14 protein-coding genes are annotated in these 16309 nt (G+C 66.4%); 11 read left to right on the top strand and 3 right to left on the bottom strand.

The window, feature by feature from the left end; translation table 11 throughout:
- Nucleotides 1-89 precede the first annotated feature (89 nt).
- Nucleotides 90-965, bottom strand: coding sequence for a 4-hydroxy-tetrahydrodipicolinate synthase (dapA, locus tag AC1DQK_RS01205; RefSeq protein WP_477866522.1), 876 nt, complete (start codon nucleotides 963-965; stop codon nucleotides 90-92).
- Between the two features lie 97 nt (nucleotides 966-1062).
- Here dapA and AC1DQK_RS01210 point away from each other — a divergent pair, with 97 nt between their 5' ends.
- The 6 genes from AC1DQK_RS01210 to AC1DQK_RS01235 all read left to right on the top strand — a co-directional run bounded on the left by AC1DQK_RS01210 (nucleotide 1063) and on the right by AC1DQK_RS01235 (nucleotide 8891).
- Complete coding sequence (locus AC1DQK_RS01210; protein ID WP_477866524.1) at nucleotides 1063-3060, top strand: transglycosylase SLT domain-containing protein; 1998 nt, start codon at nucleotides 1063-1065, stop codon at nucleotides 3058-3060.
- 148 nt (nucleotides 3061-3208) lie between these two features.
- On the top strand, nucleotides 3209-4657 hold the full coding sequence (locus AC1DQK_RS01215) for a circularly permuted type 2 ATP-grasp protein (RefSeq protein WP_477866526.1): 1449 nt from the start codon (nucleotides 3209-3211) through the stop codon (nucleotides 4655-4657).
- Nucleotides 4657-5592, top strand: coding sequence for an alpha-E domain-containing protein (locus AC1DQK_RS01220; RefSeq protein ID WP_477866528.1), 936 nt, complete (start codon nucleotides 4657-4659; stop codon nucleotides 5590-5592). Before AC1DQK_RS01215 ends, AC1DQK_RS01220 begins: the two co-directional genes overlap by 1 nt.
- Entirely contained in the window at nucleotides 5592-6419 is an 828-nt protein-coding gene (locus AC1DQK_RS01225; protein ID WP_477866530.1) for a transglutaminase family protein, read from the top strand. The genes AC1DQK_RS01220 and AC1DQK_RS01225 overlap by 1 nt, the downstream gene beginning before the upstream one ends.
- Before the next feature lie 64 nt (nucleotides 6420-6483).
- Complete coding sequence (gene sppA / locus AC1DQK_RS01230) at nucleotides 6484-8367, top strand: signal peptide peptidase SppA (RefSeq protein WP_477866532.1); 1884 nt, start codon at nucleotides 6484-6486, stop codon at nucleotides 8365-8367.
- Complete coding sequence (locus tag AC1DQK_RS01235; protein ID WP_477866534.1) at nucleotides 8352-8891, top strand: N-acetyltransferase family protein; 540 nt, start codon at nucleotides 8352-8354, stop codon at nucleotides 8889-8891. The genes sppA and AC1DQK_RS01235 overlap by 16 nt, the downstream gene beginning before the upstream one ends.
- 6 nt (nucleotides 8892-8897) lie before the next feature.
- Here the strand turns inward: AC1DQK_RS01235 and AC1DQK_RS01240 are convergent, their stop codons facing one another.
- Nucleotides 8898-9554 carry a hypothetical protein gene (locus AC1DQK_RS01240; protein WP_477866536.1) on the bottom strand — a complete coding sequence of 219 codons (657 nt, stop codon included), beginning with the start codon at nucleotides 9552-9554 and terminating at the stop codon, nucleotides 8898-8900.
- A 105-nt stretch (nucleotides 9555-9659) separates the two neighbouring features.
- A complete protein-coding gene (locus AC1DQK_RS01245) occupies nucleotides 9660-10268 on the bottom strand; it encodes a trimeric intracellular cation channel family protein (RefSeq protein WP_477866977.1) in 609 nt (202 codons plus the stop codon).
- A gap of 84 nt (nucleotides 10269-10352) precedes the next feature.
- Between AC1DQK_RS01245 and AC1DQK_RS01250 the strand changes: the two genes are divergently transcribed.
- The 5 genes from AC1DQK_RS01250 to AC1DQK_RS01270 all read left to right on the top strand — a co-directional run bounded on the left by AC1DQK_RS01250 (nucleotide 10353) and on the right by AC1DQK_RS01270 (nucleotide 16307).
- Nucleotides 10353-11363 (top strand): arginine N-succinyltransferase, encoded by a 1011-nt coding sequence (locus AC1DQK_RS01250; RefSeq protein ID WP_477866538.1) that lies wholly within the window; start codon nucleotides 10353-10355, stop codon nucleotides 11361-11363.
- Nucleotides 11360-12634, top strand: coding sequence for an N-succinylarginine dihydrolase (locus tag AC1DQK_RS01255; RefSeq protein WP_477866540.1), 1275 nt, complete (start codon nucleotides 11360-11362; stop codon nucleotides 12632-12634). Before AC1DQK_RS01250 ends, AC1DQK_RS01255 begins: the two co-directional genes overlap by 4 nt.
- A gap of 69 nt (nucleotides 12635-12703) precedes the next feature.
- Nucleotides 12704-13708, top strand: coding sequence for an arginine N-succinyltransferase (locus AC1DQK_RS01260; RefSeq protein ID WP_477866542.1), 1005 nt, complete (start codon nucleotides 12704-12706; stop codon nucleotides 13706-13708).
- Nucleotides 13705-15108 (top strand): succinylglutamate-semialdehyde dehydrogenase, encoded by a 1404-nt coding sequence (gene astD, locus AC1DQK_RS01265; protein WP_477866544.1) that lies wholly within the window; start codon nucleotides 13705-13707, stop codon nucleotides 15106-15108. Before AC1DQK_RS01260 ends, astD begins: the two co-directional genes overlap by 4 nt.
- Nucleotides 15105-16307, top strand: a complete 1203-nt coding sequence (locus tag AC1DQK_RS01270; RefSeq protein ID WP_477866546.1) for a hydrolase — start codon at nucleotides 15105-15107, stop codon at nucleotides 16305-16307. Before astD ends, AC1DQK_RS01270 begins: the two co-directional genes overlap by 4 nt.
- Nucleotides 16308-16309 lie beyond the last annotated feature (2 nt).

The following is a 16309-nucleotide window of genomic DNA, read 5'->3' on the forward strand; positions in this document are numbered from 1 at the left end:
GGAGGAGACGGGGGTGGATGGAACGGCTCGATGCCGTGATCTCTACCGTGTTGGCAAGTCAATATGCTGTGTGACGCGCGCAACCGGCGTCACACCGCGCCAGCATGCTTCAGAGCGGCGTCCACGGCATCGCGGCTCGCCTGCGAGGGCCAGGTCATGGGCATGCGCAGTTCCGCCGGGAAGTCCGGATAGGCCTGGGTCAGCGCATATTTGACCGGCCCCGGCGAAGCATCGGTGAACAGGGCGCTATGGAGCGGAAACAACCGGTCCTGCAGCAGGAGCGCGTCGGCCCACCGGCCTTCCCTGCAGGCTCTCTGGAAATCGGCGCACAGCCCCGGCAGGACATTCGCCGTCACCGAGATGCACCCGACGCCGCCCATCGCATTGAATCCGAGCGCCATGTCGTCATTGCCGGACAGCTGGCAGAAGTCGGATCCGCAATGCTGCCGCTGCGCAGAGACCCGTTCCACCTTGCCGCTTGCATCCTTGATCCCGACGATCGTCGGGATCTCGGCCAGCTTGCCCAGCGTCTCCGGAAGGATGTCGGTCACGGTCCGCGTCGGCACGTTGTAGATGATGATCGGCAGGTCGCAATTTTCCGCCAGATAACGGTAATGGAGCAGCAGGCCGTCCTGGTTTGGCCGGTTATAATATGGCAGCACCACCAGCGCCGCGTCGGCGCCGGCAGCCTTTGCCGATCGCATATGCTCGAGCGCGACCGCGGTGTCGTTCGAGCCGCAGCCGGCGATCACCGGCACCCTGCCCGCGGCCTGCTCGATGCAGACCTTCACGACATGGTTATGCTCTTCGATCGACATCGTCGCGCTCTCGCCGGTCGTGCCGCACGGCACCAGCGCGCTCGAGCCCTCGGAAATCTGCCAGTCGACGAAGCCACGGAACAGTTTCTCGTCGAACGCCCCATCGCGAAACGGCGTCACAAGGGCAGGAATCGACCCAAAGAACATCACGCTCTCCCTTCACCTGGAGCGCTTCCAAGGCCATAATGGCGCGATGAAGCTCGTCCGAGAAACGAATGCGCCCAATAGGTTCGCTGACACCGCCATGTCCAGCAGGAGTCGCCGTCTTTTTACGGCTGTTGCCCTGCTGGCCTCCACGGCGGCAATCGCGGCGACCATTGCTCCCGAACTGCCGCAGTCTAGCGGCAACCTCTCTCCCGCCCCCGGCGCGCCGGCCTGGCGCGAAGACCTCCTCCAGGGCGCCATCGTTGAATGGCGCCGCCTGCAGCAGAGCGATTCGCTGCCCTTTCAGGATTATGCCGCCTTCCTGATCGCGCATCCCGGCTGGCCTGGAGAAACGTCGATGCGCCGCGCAGCCGAGCGGCAGATCAACCCGAACAGCTACGACCCCGCCCTGGTGGTCACCTTCTTCACCCGCTTCGCGCCGCTCACCGCTGCCGGCCAGACCCGCTATGCCGAGGCGCTCGCTGTCACCGGCCGGATGGCGGAGGCGCGGGCCAATGCCGCCGGCGCGTGGACGACACGCGGACTGAGCGCCGACGACGAAAGCCGGCTGATGGCACGCTTTGGCGCCAGCATGACGCGCGCCGACCATGATCGGCGCATGGAGAGGCTGCTGCTCGATCGTGCGACGACGGCAGCGAGCCGCCAGATCTTCAACGCCTCGCCTGCGAAGCAGCCGCTCTACGCGGCGCGCCTTGCCCTGCTGCGGCAGGACCCCGACGTCGAGGCGCGCATCGCCGCGGCGGGCGACGCGGTGAACCATGATCCCGGCTACATGGTCGAGCGAGCGCGTTATCTGCGCGATCGCGGTGACAGCCGCGGCGCCCGCATCTGGCTCGGCCAATCCCGCAACCTGACGAGCGCGCCGTTCGACACCGCCTATTTTCTCGACAACCTGCTGAGCTTCGCGCAGGCCGCCAGCGCCGACGCGCAATATGACGTCGCGCTGGCGATCGCCAAACATGCCGAGCAGGCATTTCCGCCGGGAACCCGGGTCCGTGACCGTCCCTTCGCGGAACGCGACGACTATACCAGTCTGATGTGGCTTGCGGGGACGGTCGCGCTCGACAGGCTCGGCCGCTACGACGACGCCATGGCGATGTTCGATCGCTACGCCCGCGCCGCCCAGACGCCCGGCACCCAGACCAAGGGCTGGTATTGGGCCGGCCGCGCTGCCGAGCGGGGCGGCAAACCCGATTGGGCGCAGAGCTACCTGACCCAGGCCGCGCAGCATATCGATCAATTCTATGGCCAGCTGGCCAATGAGCGGCTTGGACGCGAACTCATCATGCCGGCTGAACCGGCCCGCGGTGCCATATTGGCGACAGACCGCGCCGCCTTCGAGGCCAGCGAGGTGGTGCGCGCCGCGCGGCTGCTCGGCCGTTCCGGCCAGTGGCAGGACCAGACCGCCTTCATCCGGCTGATCGCTGCCAATGCCAAGACCGATACCGATCATATACTGGCCGGCGAACTGGCCCAGTCGATCGACCGCCCCGACCTCGGCGTGATGGTGTCGCGCGCGGCGCGGACCAGCGGCACCGCCGATCCGCTGCGCATAGGCTTCCCCGAAGTGCCCGTGCCGGCGTCGATGAACAGCCATTGGACGCTGATCCATGCGATCAGCCGCCAGGAGAGCCAGTTCGACCGGCAGGCGACGAGCCGCACCGGCGCACGCGGGCTGATGCAGCTGATGCCGGCCACGGCGCGCGAGCAGGCCGGGAAGATCGGGCTGGACTATGATCCGTCCAAGCTCGCGGAGGTCGGCTACAATGTGATGCTCGGTTCGTCCTTCTTCGATCGCATGCTCAACTATTATGGCGGCAGCTACGTGCTAGCCATTGCCAGCTACAATGCCGGTCCCGGCAATGTGAACAAGTTCATCCGCGCCAATGGCGATCCCCGCCTGTCGGGGGTCGACGTGGTCAGCTGGATCGAGGCAATTCCATTCGTCGAGACGCGCGGCTATGTGCAGAAAGTGCTCGAAAACGCGGTCGTCTACGATCTGCTCAATCCTTCGAGGGCGCGCGGCGTCATGCGCAACCGGCTTTCCACCTATCTCGGCAAGGTCCGTCCCGGTTGACGCCTACAGGAATCGCTATGGCCCGATCGCGTTTTGGGGCTTTAGGGGCGGGCTTTATTCTGCAATCGTAACAACCCTGCAAAGGCTCTTGTGCAGCGCAACAAAGCGTTGCACCATCGGCTTGGCGATCAGGACATGACGGAGCGGTATGGCAGGGCAAGGCGCTTTCGACGAAATCCGGGGAACACCGGGCGATCCGACAGGACGACCCGAATTCGCGCGACTTTCGGAGTGGATAGAAAACACACCCGTGGTCGAACTCGATCGCCGGCAGAAAGCCGCCGAAGCCGCGTTCCGCCAGCTGGGGATCACCTTCGCAGTCTATGGCGAGGAAGAGTCCGCCGAGCGGATCATCCCCTTCGACATCGTTCCCCGCGTCTTCACCGCCCGGGAATGGTCGAACCTGTCGGAGGGGCTTGTCCAGCGGGTGGAGGCGATCAACGCCTTCCTGGCCGACGTGTACGGCGATCGGAAGATCCTCAGGGACAAGATAATCCCGGACGAGCTGGTCCTGGCCAATCCGCAGTTTCGCCCCATGCTGGCCGGCGCCCGTCCGCCGCACGGCGTGTTCGCCCATATCTGCGGCATCGATCTGGTGCGCACCGGCCCGGACGAGTTCTGGGTGCTGGAGGATAATGCGCGCACCCCGTCGGGCGTCTCCTACATGCTCGAAAATCGCGAGGCGATGCTGCGGCTCTGCCCCGAACTGTTCCAGCAATATGACGTCCGCCCGATCGACAGCTATCCCGACGCGCTGCTCGAAACGCTGCAGTCGGTATCGCCGCGGGTCCAGGGCGCGGGGGCGGTCTGCGTGCTGCTGACCCCGGGACATTTCAACTCCGCCTTCTACGAGCACAGCTTCCTGGCGGACTCGATGGGCATCGAACTGGTCGAGGCGGCCGATCTCGAAGTCGACGACGACAAGGTGTGGATGCGGACGATCGAAGGCCGCGTCCAGGTCGACGTGATCTATCGCCGCATCGACGACGATTATCTCGATCCTCTGGTTTTCAAGCCCGACTCGCTGCTCGGCGTGCCGGGGATCGTGGCCGCTTACATGGCCGGCAACGTCGCGCTGGTGAACGCGCCGGGAACGGGCATCGCCGACGACAAGGCGATCTACAGCTACATGCCCGAGATCGTGAAATATTATTCGGGCGGCGAGGCGAAGCTGCCCAATGTCGAAACCTATCGCTGCCGCGAGGCGGACGCGCTCCAATATGCGCTCGACAATCTCGACAAGCTGGTGGTGAAGCTCGTCGACGGATCGGGCGGATATGGCATGCTGGTCGGCCCGACCGCGACCAAGGCGCAGATCGAGGAGTTCCGTATTGCCCTGACGGCGGAGCCGCAGCGTTATATCGCGCAGCCGACGCTGGCGCTGTCGACGGTTCCCACGCTGTGCGACAAGGGCGTCGCCCCCCGCCATGTCGATTTCCGTCCATTCGTGCTGTCCGGTGCCAAGGGGGTGACGATCACCCCTGGAGGCCTGACCCGAGTGGCGCTGCGCGAAGGGTCGCTCGTCGTCAATTCGAGCCAGGGCGGCGGCACCAAGGATAGCCTGATCCTGGCGTCCGGCCGGGAGGATGCAGCCTGATGCTCTCCCGCACCGCCAACTCGCTGTTCTGGATCGGCCGCTATGTCGAGCGCGCCGAGTTCACCGCCCGGCTTATCGAGGCGACGATACGGCTCGACGCCCTCTCCCCTCGTCCGGCCGGCCAGGCCGCCTGGGACAGCGCCCTGCTCGTCGCCGCCGCCGACTTTGACTTCGCGCTGACCGGCGAGACCCGTTCGCCCGTCGCGATCAGCCGCTACCTCACCTTGTCCGCTTCCAATCCGAATTCGATCCGCTCCTGCCTCGACTCGGCGCGCAGCAACGCCAAGTCGGTGCGCACCGCGCTGAGCCGCGACGCCTGGGAAGCCATCAATCGCGCCTGGCTGGGCCTGCGCGGCCGTGCGTCGACCGGTGGCAGCCAGTCCACGCTTGCCCTGGTCGAACAGATCCGTGCCGAAACCCGCGGCTTCGAAGGCGCCCTGCACCGGATGCTGCGCAACGAAGCCTATAGCTTCATCGGCCTCGGCGCCGCGGTGGAGCGCGCCGACAACACCGCCCGGCTGATCGACGTCAAATATCATCTGCTGCTGCCCGAGGGCGAGAAGGTCGGTGGTCCCATCGACAGGGACCAGTGGACGACGATCCTCCACACCGTCTCCGCGGTCACTGCTTATCGCTGGCTGTATAGCGAGGGGCTGAAACCCTGGCTCGTTGCCGAGCTCCTCAGCCTCAAGCCCGAACTGCCGCGCTCGCTGATTGCATCGTCGGAGGAAGCGGTCATGCACCTTAATGCGATCGGCAAGCGCACCGGCCTCCAGGGCGAAGCCGACCGCCTGGCGCGACTGCGCCACAACGCACTGGAACGCACGACGATCGATGCGATCTTCGCGCAGGGTTTGCACGAATGGCTCACAGCCTTCATCTATGAGAACACCCGCATCCACCATGCGATCGGGCAGCAATTCCGGTTCGGCTGATGCGGCTATTGATCCATCATCAGACAGAATATCGCTTCACGGAGCCGCAGGCGCGCGTCGTCCAGATGCTGCGCCTGACGCCATGCAGCCATATCGGCCAGAACGTCGTCGATTGGCGGATCGACGTCGACTGCGACGCCAGGCTCAAGCATTTCAGCGACGGCTTCGGCAATGTCGTTTCGATGCTCTATCTGGCTGGACCGATCGAGCGGATCGGGCTGAGGGTCACCGGCGAGGTGCTGACCGAGGATCGCGCCGGCGTAGTATCAGGTGCGATCGAGTCGCTGCCCCCGGCAGTCTATACCCGCCCCACGGAGCTCACGGCCGCGGATGACGCGATCCAGGCGCTCGCCGAGGAAAACCGGTCGGCGACCGGCAACGAACTCGGCCGCGCTCACGCGCTGAATTCCGCCGTGCACGAACTGATCCGCGGCACGCCCGAGCGCAGTCCCGTCGTCCGGTCCGCGTCCGAGATCGTTGCCGTCGGCTCGGGCTGCAGCATGGACATGGCGCATGTCCTGATCGCCGCGGCCCGGACGGCCGGCTTCGCCGCCCGCTTCGTCACTGGCTACATCTACCGCGACGATCCCGATCACGGCCACCGCCAGGCGCCTCATTTCTGGGCCGAGCTCGATGTGCCCGGATATAGCTGGATCGGCTTCGATCCGATCAACGATCAATGCCCCGACGACCGCTATGTCCGCATCGCCAAGGGCCTGGATTTTCGCGATGCCGCGCCGATTTCCGGAGCGCGCGTCGGCGGCGGGCACGAGGTGCTCAATGTCGGCGTCGACGTGACCCTGTCGCAGGGCCAGTCTCAATCCTGATGCCATGGACGGCCGGTCCATTGCGGCCTATCTGGGCGGATCATTGGCGGGAAATGATCGCGACATGAAGCTGGTTCGAGGGCTCTGGAAACTACTGGTCGGGATCAAGGACGGGCTCGTCCTGATCGCGATGCTGATCTTCTTCGCCTTCCTGTTCATGGCGCTGTCGATCAAGCCGAACAGCGTCGTGCCCAGCTCCGGCGCATTAGTGCTGGATCTGTCGGGCACGCTGGTCGAACAGCCGGCCGAGACCGACCCGCTGAGCCTGTTGTCGGGCAACCGGAGCCTGATCCACGAGACACGGCTGCGCGATCTGGAACGCGCGTTGCAGACCGCCTCGACCTCGACGAGCATCAAGGCCGTCGTGCTCGATCTGGACGCCTTCCTCGGGGGCGAACAGGCCGCGATCGCGACCGCCGGCAAGGCGATCGACAAGGTGCGCGCGGCCGGCAAGCCGGTCTATGCCTATGCCACCGGCTATAGCGACGATGGCTATCAGCTGGCCTCGCATGCGACCGAGGTCTGGCTGAACCCGCTCGGCGGGGTTCTCCTGTCGGGGCCCGGTGGATCGCGGCTCTATTATAAGGGGCTGATGGACAAGCTCGGCATCACCGCCAAGATCTATCGGGTCGGTGCTTTCAAGTCGGCGGTCGAGCCCTTCATCCGCAATGATCAGTCGCCCGAAGCCCGCGACGCCAATCAGGCGCTGGCCAATTCGCTCTGGGCGAGCTGGCAGGCCGATGTCGCCAGGGCGCGGCCGAAGGCCAGGCTCGCGCCCTATCTCGCTCGTCCCGACGCGATGATCGCCGCTGCCGGGGGGCAGATGTCGCAGGCCGCGCTCAGGGCCGGGCTCGTCGACAAGCTGGGCGATCGAAACGCCTTCAACTCGCGGGTCGCGGCAGTCGCAGGCGATGCCAATGATGGCGGCATCAACGACTTCAAGGCCATCCCGCTCGATCGCTGGGTCGCCTCGCACGGTGAAAAGTCGAGCGGTACACCGCTCGGCGTGCTGACCGTCGCCGGCGAGATCGTCGATGGCGAAGCCTCGCCCGGATCGGCCGGAGGCACCACGATTTCCAACCTGCTGCTCGACGAACTCGCCCGCAAGCGGATCAAGGCGCTGGTCGTCCGGGTCGATTCGCCCGGCGGCTCGGTTATGGCATCGGAACAGATCCGTTCGGCGATACTCCAGGCCAAGGGCCTCGGCCTGCCGGTGGTGGTGTCGATGGGCGGCGTCGCGGCGAGCGGCGGGTACTGGATCTCTACCCCGGCCGACCGGATCATCGCCGACCCATCGACCGTCACCGGCTCGATCGGCGTGTTCGGCATCCTGCCGACCTTCGAAGGGTCGTTGGCCAAGCTTGGCCTTTCGGCCGACGGCGTCAAGACAACCCCGATGTCGGGCGAACCCGATCTCTATCGCGGCACCTCCCCGATGTTCGATGCGATGATGCAGGGCTCGATCAACGACATCTACCGGCGCTTCATCGGCCTGGTCGCGCAGTCGCGCAAACTACCGATCGAGCGCGTTCGCGAGATTGCTGAAGGGCGCGTCTGGGCGGGCAGCACCGCACGGCAGATCGGCCTGGTCGACCGCTTCGGCAGCGTCGACGATGCTATTGCCGAAGCGGCCAGGCTGGCCAAGATCGATCCCGGCTCGGTCCGTCCACTGTATATCGAAAAGCCGCTGTCGCCTTGGCGGCAGATGATCAGGTCGCTGGTCGAACCGGATCAGCAGGACAGCGATGCGGCGCGGGCAAGCGGCCCGTGGGGCGCGGTTGCCGGACGGCCCGACCGTATCCTGCTGCGTGCGCTGGCCGAGGCGCAGCATATCCTGACCGGTCCCGCGATCCAGGTCCGCTGCCTCGAATGCACCGCCAGCGAGCCGCCGCCCCGTCCCGGCGACATCAGCGCCGTCCGCGCCCTGCTGGCATGGGCTACACGCTGAAGGTTCGGCCTGCCGCGCGCGCGGACGCGGCGGCGATCGCTGCGATCTACGCCCATTATGTCCGCAACTCGATGATAAGCTTCGAGGTCGACCCGCCCGACGCGGAGGAACTCGCCGCGCGGATGGATCACATCCTGCCACATTATCCGTTCCTCGTAGCCGAGCAGGATGGCATCGTGGCCGGCTACGCCTATGCAGCGAGACTATACGAGCGCGCGGCCTATCGCTGGGCTGCCGAGGCGACGGTCTATGTCGCGCACGGCCAGCATCGCCAGGGCATTGGCGCGGCGCTCTACCGCACGCTCATCGCCGCTCTTGGTGAACAGGGGTTTCAGGCGGTGGTCGGCAAGATCACCCTGCCCAATGCCGCCAGCGTGCGGCTTCACGAGTCCTTCGGATTCGTGCGCTGCGGAATATTGTCGAAGGTTGGCTACAAAATGGGTAGCTGGTACGACGTCGGGCTCTACCAGCTCGATCTGGGCACGCGCCCGGCAAGGCCGCTGGAAACCCGGCCATTCGCGTGATGAGGATCAGGAAAAGCGGCTGGTGCAGATCTTCATCACCTCGGCCGGCGCGCCGAGTTTCGTCATCTGCACCAACGCCGCTTCCTTGAGCGCCTGCGTCTTCACATAGCTGCCGGCGCCGCGAGCCTTGAGAGCACTGCCGATCGGCCCGTCGAGCCGCCGCTTCATCTTCTGGAAGGCGGCGAAGCTCTCCTGTGCCCTTGGATCGGTGGTGGTCACTGTCTTCACCAGGAAATCGCCCATCGAATAGCAGCCCAGCTCGGCGTCGAACCGGCCCTTGGGCAGCTCGATGCCGTCGATCTTCTTGACGACCGGATAAGCCTGATCGCAGGGCGCGACCAGATCCTGCCACTTGCCGTTGGTGATGTCGGCTTCGACCTCGCCCATCCGGTTGACGACGGCCGAAGCGCGCTTGGCGGAAAAATTATTCCCGTCCGACCCTGCGATCATCGCGTAATGGATGATTCGGGTCTGTGCACCGAAATCCAGATCGCCCTTTGCCTCGGGCGCGTTCGCGCGCGAATCGGCGGCGCTCACTACTGCACAGGTCGCGGCCCGGTCGATCGGATCGCTCGGAAGCGCCAGCTGCTTGGGGCCACAGGAGGCGAGCATCAACGCTGCCGCAGATACCACGGCGACCTTGCCCAACAACCAGCTACGCATCTTCACATCCTCGACTTCACAGTGCACGACTCTACGTTTCGTTGCCGTCAGGGTTCCCATGGGCAACCAGGATGTCGCCACGGTGAACGGCGCGCTCGGTTACGTTCATCGGTCTTGATATCCCGGCAGGGCGATCCCCCGCACGATCGCGAACGCGCGCAGCACGAAGCCTGCCCCGACGGCGATCGCTGCTGCGGCGAGCAGCGGCGTGCCCAGCATCGTCAGCAGCACGAAAAGGCCCGCCGCCAGGGCCGCCGCGGTGACATAGACTTCGGGGCGCAGCAGGATCGAAGGCTCGCCGGCCAGCACGTCGCGGATGATCCCACCCATGCAGGCGGTAATCACCCCCATGGCCGCCGCACCCAGCGGCGGGACCCCGAATGCCAGCGCCTTCCACGATCCGAACACGGCATAGGCAGCAAGCCCCAACCCGTCGAACCAGTCGATCGCCTTGACCGGCCATATCTGCTGAGGCGTCACCCAGACGGCGATAGCAGCCAGCAGGCAGACCGCCAGCGCCCGATTGTCGTGGATCCAGAATACCGGCGCGCCGATCAGGAGATCGCGAAGCGTCCCGCCGCCGGTACCGGTCACCGCGGCGAAAAAGACGAAGGTGACGATGGTCTGCCCGCACCGCGCCGCCGCCAGCGCGCCGCTGACCGCGAAGATGGCGATCCCGGCAATGTCGAGCCAGGGCAACACGGAACGCGCCATCATGAGATCGGGAAGAAGCACGGCCCGCCCTTACGCAAAACAACCCTCGCTTGAAAGGCAGAGTGCAAACCAACACTATGCCGCATGTCCGAATCCCCCTCGATCCAGATCCGTCCGGTGCGTGAGGACGACATCGACGCGATGTTGGCGCTGGCTGCGGGAGCGGGCCCCGGCTTCACCAATCTCCCACCCGACCGCAAGGCGATGGCCGACCGCATCGCGCGCAGCATTGCACTGCTCGACGGAGACAATCTCGGCGGTGCGATCATCCTGGGGCTGGAAATCGACGGCCGGGTCCGCGGCTGCGGCATGGTCTTCCCCCGCCTCGGCACCGACTGGCCCTTCTATAGCTACCGGATCAGCTACACGACGCAGCGATCGAGCATCGACGGCCGGATGGTGCGCTTCCCGGTGCTCACCCTGACCAACGACCTCGAGGATTGCGCCGAAGTCGGCGGCTTGATCGTAGATTCGGCGCTCCGCCACGGCGGCTATGGCCGGATGATGGCACGGAGCCGCTACCTGTTCATCGGCCGCCACCGGGCGATGTTCCGCAATCGGGTGATCGCCGATCTCAGGGGCTGGCTCGACGAGGGCAGATCGCCCTTCTGGGATGCCGTCGGGGGACGCTTCTATGCGATGAGCTTCGCCGAGGCCGATCATATCAACGGCACCACCGGCAACCAGTTCATAGCCGATCTCGGCCCGCGCGCGCCGATTTACGTCAATATGCTGTCGCAGGAGGCACAGGCGGTGATCGGCAAGGTGCATGACGATGGCCGGTCGGCGCGCAGCCTGCTCACCCAGGAAGGTTTCCGCGACGAAGGCTATGTCGATATCTTCGATGCCGGCCCTACCCTCGTCGCCACCATCGACGATCTCCGCGCGATCCGCGATCTCCGTCACGCCATGTTCGTGCGCGGCAGCGACGCCGATGTGCTGCGTGATCACCTGATCACCACCGGCAGCGGCTCCGCATTTCGCTGCACCGCGGGGTCTGTCGAGGCCTCCGGCGGACAGGCCGTCACCGACCGGGCGAGCGCGGCGAGCCTTGGCCTGTCGGCAGGCGATGGCTTCAGTTATCTCGCGTTATGACGATCGAGATCAACTTCGACGGGCTGATCGGCCCTATGCACAACTATACCGGGCTGTCGGACGGCAACATCGCCAGCGCCAGCAATGCGGGCGCGGTGTCGCAGCCGCGGGCCGCGGCGCTGCAGGGGCTGGCCAAGATGAAGCGGCTGATGGACCGGGGCCTGACGCAGGGCTTCATCCCCCCGCCACGCCGCCCGGCGGTTGCAGCATTGCAGACGCTCGGTTTTACCGGCGATGACAATGGCATATTGAGGCGCGCCGCTGCCGACGATCCTATGCTGTTCATCAATGCCTGTTCGGCATCGGCGATGTGGGCGGCCAATGCGGCGACCGTGATCGCCGGACCCGACAGCGCCGATGGTCGCGTCCATCTGGTCACGGCCAATCTCGCCACGATGCTGCACCGAAGTCTCGAGGCGCCGGATACCTATCGGATGCTGCGCAGCATCTTTCCCGACCAGCGCCATTTCGCCGTCCACCCGGCACTGCCCGCGACGCAGCATTTCAGTGACGAAGGCGCAGCGAATCACATGCGGCTGACCGAGCGTCACGGTGCGGCCGGCCTCAATATCTTCGTCCATGGCACAGCGCGCGGCAGCCGCTTTCCCGAGCGCCAGGCGCGGCGCGCCAGTGAGGCGGTCGCCCGGATCGCCGGCATTACGGGCTTCCACATGCTGCAGTCGCAGGCCGCGATCGAGGCTGGTGCTTTCCACAACGATGTCGTCGCGGTCGCCAACGAGCATGTCCTGCTCGCCCATGCTGCAGCCTTCGAGGATCGTAACGGGCTTTTCGCCGCAGCGGAACGGGCCGTGCCCGGATTCACCCCCGTCGAGGTCGACGGCATCGGCCTCGACGATGCCGTCAGCTCCTATCTGTTCAACTCGCAGCTCGTCACGCTGCCCGAGGGCGGAATGGCGCTGATCCTGCCGGGAGAAGCCCAGGCCAATGCCCGCGTCTGGCGGGCGGTCGAGGCGATCCTCGCCGGGAACAATCCGATCAACGAGGCCATCGTCGTCGATGTGCGCGAGAGCATGCGAAACGGCGGGGGCCCGGCCTGCCTGCGCCTGCGAGTCCCGATGAGCCCTGAAGCTCGGCTCGGCGTCGACCCGCGCTTCCTGCTCGACGAACGGCGCTGGACCGCACTGTGCGAACTGGTCGAGCGCCATTGGCCGGCACGGATCGCGGCGGCCGATCTGCTCGATCCCGAGCTGTGGGGTCGGGCCAGTGCCGCGCATGATGCTCTCGATGCACTACTGCTGCGCGACATTTGAACTTCCGAAACGGATGCCGCACAAGGTGGTGATGGCTTCCCATCTCCAGACTTTGGCTTTGGCGCGCTGATGCTCGTCGTGCGCCCCGCCGGCCCGTCCGACCTCGACGCCCTGATGGAACTGGCCATCCTGTCCGGGCGTGGCTTCACCAGCTTGCCCGAGGACGAGGAGACGCTGCTCAACCGGCTGACGCTGTCGGAAGGCAGCTTCACCGGCGCGATCCCGCCGCGCGAAGCCTGGTACACGCTGATGCTCGAGGATCTGGAGACCGGCCGGGTCGAGGGGCTTTGCGGCGTGCGCGCGGCCGTCGGCGTAGCCCGCCCCCATTTCTCCTTCCGGGTGATGACGCTCGCGCAATTCTCCTCGGCGATCGGCACCCGCTTCGACCACCAGGCGCTGGTGCTGGTCAACGAATGCGCGGGATGGACCGAGGTCGGCTCGCTCTATCTGCGCCCGGAGCGGCGCTCGGGGGGCGCCGGCAGCCTGCTCGCCCGCTCGCGCTACATGCTGATCGGCGTCGACCGGACGCGCTTCTCGGAGACCGTGATGGCCGAACTGCGCGGCTATTTCTCGCCCGACGGCACCTGTCCCTTCTGGGAAGGCGTCGCGAGCAAATTTTTCCACCTGCCGTTCGACGAGGCCGATCACATGGTGATGTCGACCGACGGGCAGTTCATCCTCGATCTGGCGCCGCGCCACCCGATCTATGTGGAGTTGATCGCTGAATCGGCCCAGGCAGCGATCGGCAGGGTCCATGTCGAGGGCGAGGCGGCCCGGGCGATGCTCGAACATGAAGGATTTCGAGGGTCGGGGCTGGTGGATATTTTCGACGGAGGTCCCACCTATTCGGTCCCGCGCGAAACCATCAAGACGATCGAGCGGACGACGGCCCTGCCGGTCGTGATCGGTAATCCGGTCGAGGCGCCGGAGCGACTGATCTCGACCCTGTCGGTTCCCGGCTTTCGCGCCACCCGGGCGAAGGTGCGGATCGAGGACGGGGCGGCGATGCTCGATATCGCGGCGGCCGATGCCCTGCGGCTGAAGGATGGCGATCTGGTGAGAGTGAGGCAATGATGCGCTCGATCGATCCCGCGACGGGACAGACGATATGGGAAGGCGAGGAGACCGCGCCGGAGACGGTCCCAGCGATCGTCGCCCGCGCCCGCACCGCGCTTCCCGCCTGGGCGGGGCTGAGGGGCGAAGCCCGCATCGCCATCCTCCGGCGCTATGCCGACACGCTGAAGGCCCGCACCGAGGATATCGCACGCGATATCGCACGCGAAACGGGAAAGCCGCTATGGGAAAGCCGCGCCGAACTCGGCTCGATGATCGCCAAGGTGGCTGTCTCCATCGCCGCGCAGGCGGAGCGCGCCGGCACGCGCAGCGCGGACACCGCGTTCGGCCGGGCGGTGCTGCGCCACAAGCCGCATGGCGTGATGGCGGTGCTCGGACCCTATAATTTTCCCGGCCACCTTCCGAACGGGCATATCGTGCCGGCGCTGCTGGCGGGCAACACCGTCGTCTTCAAGCCGTCCGAGGAAACCCCGCTGACCGGCCAGCATATGGCGCGGGCATTGCACGATGCCGGGGTGCCGGAGCATGTCTTCCAGATCGTCCAGGGCGGCCGCGACCAGGGTGCGGCGCTGATCGACGCCGACATCGACGGGTTGCTGTTCACCGGTTCGGCCGCCACCGGGGCGCACTTCCGCCGGGTGATGATCGAGCGGCCGCATGTGATCCTCGCGCTCGAACTGGGCGGCAACAACCCCCTCATCGCCTGGGGGGCTGCGGATGCATCGGCAGCGGCGATCGTCCAGTCGGCGTTCGTCACCACCGGGCAGCGCTGCTCCTGCGCGCGGCGTCTGATCGTGCCCGAGGGGGTGGAGGGCAATGCGATCATCGAGGCGGTGCATACGCTGGCTTCCCGGCTGAGGATTGGGGCGTGGGACGATCCGGAGGAACCCTATATGGGTCCGTTGATCTCGCCCCGCGCGGCGCAGAACGCGCTCGATGCGGCCGCAGCGCTCAAGGCACAGGGTGCGAAGCCCCTCCTCCCGTTCGAACGGCTCGAACGCAGCGAGGGCTTCGTCACCCCGGCGATCTACGACGTGACCGGCATCGACGTTCCCGATGCGGAAATCTTCGCGCCGATCCTGCAGGTGATCCGCGTGCCCGATTTCGACGCGGCCATCGCCGCCGCAAACGCCACCAGCTTCGGCCTGTCGGCGGGGCTGCTCGCCGATGACCCGGCGCTATGGCAGCGTTTCATCACCGAATCGCGCGCCGGCGTCGTCAACTGGAACCGGCCGACGACCGGCGCTGCGGCAAACATGCCGTTCGGGGGGCTGGGCAAATCTGGCAACCACCGGCCGAGCGCTTATTATGCCGCGGACTATTGCGCCTATCCGGTCGCGAGCTTCGAGGCCGACGCGATCGCGGACCTTTCGGCGGAACTGGCCGGACGGCTGCTGTGATCGACCGGCACCGCGCCGCTCTGGACGCCGCCGCCGCGGCACCGATGCTGGCGCAGGTGAGGCGGTGGAGCGCGGTCAACAGCGGTTCGCGCAACCTCGACGGTCTCGCGGCCATGGCGGACCTGCTCGTGGACGCTTTCTCGATATTGCCGGGCGAGATCCTGTTGCGCGATGCTGCGCCGGGAGAGGAAGTCGACCGGGCGGGCCAGGTGCAGCCGCTCGTCTTCGGCCGGAACCTGCATGTCCGCGTTCGCCCGCATGCGCCGGTGCAGTTGCTCCTCACCGGCCACATGGACACGGTCTATGCCGTCGAACACCCATTCCAGACGCTGACCGATCTCGATGGCGGCGCCGTGATCAACGGGCCAGGCGTCGCGGACATGAAGAGCGGCATCGCCCTGATGCTGGCTGCGTTGCACGCGATCGAGCTCTCGCCGCTTGCAGCGCGGATAGGCTATGAGGTGGTCATCAATTCGGACGAGGAGATCGGCTCGCCGGGCTCCGCGACGCTGATCGCCCAGGCCGCCCGCGGCAAGCTTGCCGCGCTGACCTATGAACCCGCGGCGCTGCCGGACGGCACGCTCGCCGGGGACCGGCCCGGCAGCGGCAATTTCTCGATCATGATCACGGGGCGTTCCGCCCATGCCGGCCGCAATCCCGAAGATGGCCGGAATGCCGTCGTCGCCGCGGGTGATCTCGCGCTGCGCCTGTCCCGTGCGCGCCGCTCCGGCCTGGCGATCAACCCCGCGCGCATCGACGGCGGTGGCCCCAATAATGTCGTGCCCGACCAGGCGATCTTGCGCGTCAACCTCCGCCCCGCTCTGCCCGCCGATCAGCAGGTGGCGCAGGTGCTGCTCGATGCACTGGCGCGCGCCATCGCCGCCGAACATGATGTGTCGGTCCATGTGCATGGCGGCTTCGGGCGTCCACCCAAGCCCATCGACAAGAAGGCCGCACGGCTGTTCGCGCTGGTCGAGGACAGCGCCGCGCTGCTCGGCCGGCCGATCGGGCACAAGGCGACCGGAGGCGTGTGCGACGGCAATAACATCGCCGCTTGCGGCGTGCCGGTGGTGGACACGATGGGCGCTCGCGGGGGTGCGATCCATTCGCCGGACGAATATCTGGTCGTCGAGAGCCTCGCCGAACGGGCGCAGCTTTCGGCGCTGGTGATTCTGAGACTGGCCGAGCAGGGGCTGTAATC

Source organism: Rhizorhabdus sp. P4_G5, assembly GCF_056401065.1.

What these genes read in the sequence shown, in the direction of transcription:
- dapA (WP_477866522.1), bottom strand. Translation starts at nt 965, where the DNA reads ATGTTCTTTGGGTCGATTCCTGCCCTTGTGACGCCGTTTCGCGATGGG.
- AC1DQK_RS01260 (WP_477866542.1), top strand. Translation starts at nt 12,704, where the DNA reads ATGCTCGTCGTGCGCCCCGCCGGCCCGTCCGACCTCGACGCCCTGATG.
- AC1DQK_RS01225 (WP_477866530.1), top strand. Translation starts at nt 5,592, where the DNA reads ATGCGGCTATTGATCCATCATCAGACAGAATATCGCTTCACGGAGCCG.
- AC1DQK_RS01215 (WP_477866526.1), top strand. Translation starts at nt 3,209, where the DNA reads ATGGCAGGGCAAGGCGCTTTCGACGAAATCCGGGGAACACCGGGCGAT.
- AC1DQK_RS01245 (WP_477866977.1), bottom strand. Translation starts at nt 10,268, where the DNA reads ATGGCGCGTTCCGTGTTGCCCTGGCTCGACATTGCCGGGATCGCCATC.
- AC1DQK_RS01255 (WP_477866540.1), top strand. Translation starts at nt 11,360, where the DNA reads ATGACGATCGAGATCAACTTCGACGGGCTGATCGGCCCTATGCACAAC.
- sppA (WP_477866532.1), top strand. Translation starts at nt 6,484, where the DNA reads ATGAAGCTGGTTCGAGGGCTCTGGAAACTACTGGTCGGGATCAAGGAC.
- AC1DQK_RS01240 (WP_477866536.1), bottom strand. Translation starts at nt 9,554, where the DNA reads ATGCGTAGCTGGTTGTTGGGCAAGGTCGCCGTGGTATCTGCGGCAGCG.
- astD (WP_477866544.1), top strand. Translation starts at nt 13,705, where the DNA reads ATGATGCGCTCGATCGATCCCGCGACGGGACAGACGATATGGGAAGGC.
- AC1DQK_RS01235 (WP_477866534.1), top strand. Translation starts at nt 8,352, where the DNA reads ATGGGCTACACGCTGAAGGTTCGGCCTGCCGCGCGCGCGGACGCGGCG.
- AC1DQK_RS01220 (WP_477866528.1), top strand. Translation starts at nt 4,657, where the DNA reads ATGCTCTCCCGCACCGCCAACTCGCTGTTCTGGATCGGCCGCTATGTC.
- AC1DQK_RS01210 (WP_477866524.1), top strand. Translation starts at nt 1,063, where the DNA reads ATGTCCAGCAGGAGTCGCCGTCTTTTTACGGCTGTTGCCCTGCTGGCC.
- AC1DQK_RS01250 (WP_477866538.1), top strand. Translation starts at nt 10,353, where the DNA reads ATGTCCGAATCCCCCTCGATCCAGATCCGTCCGGTGCGTGAGGACGAC.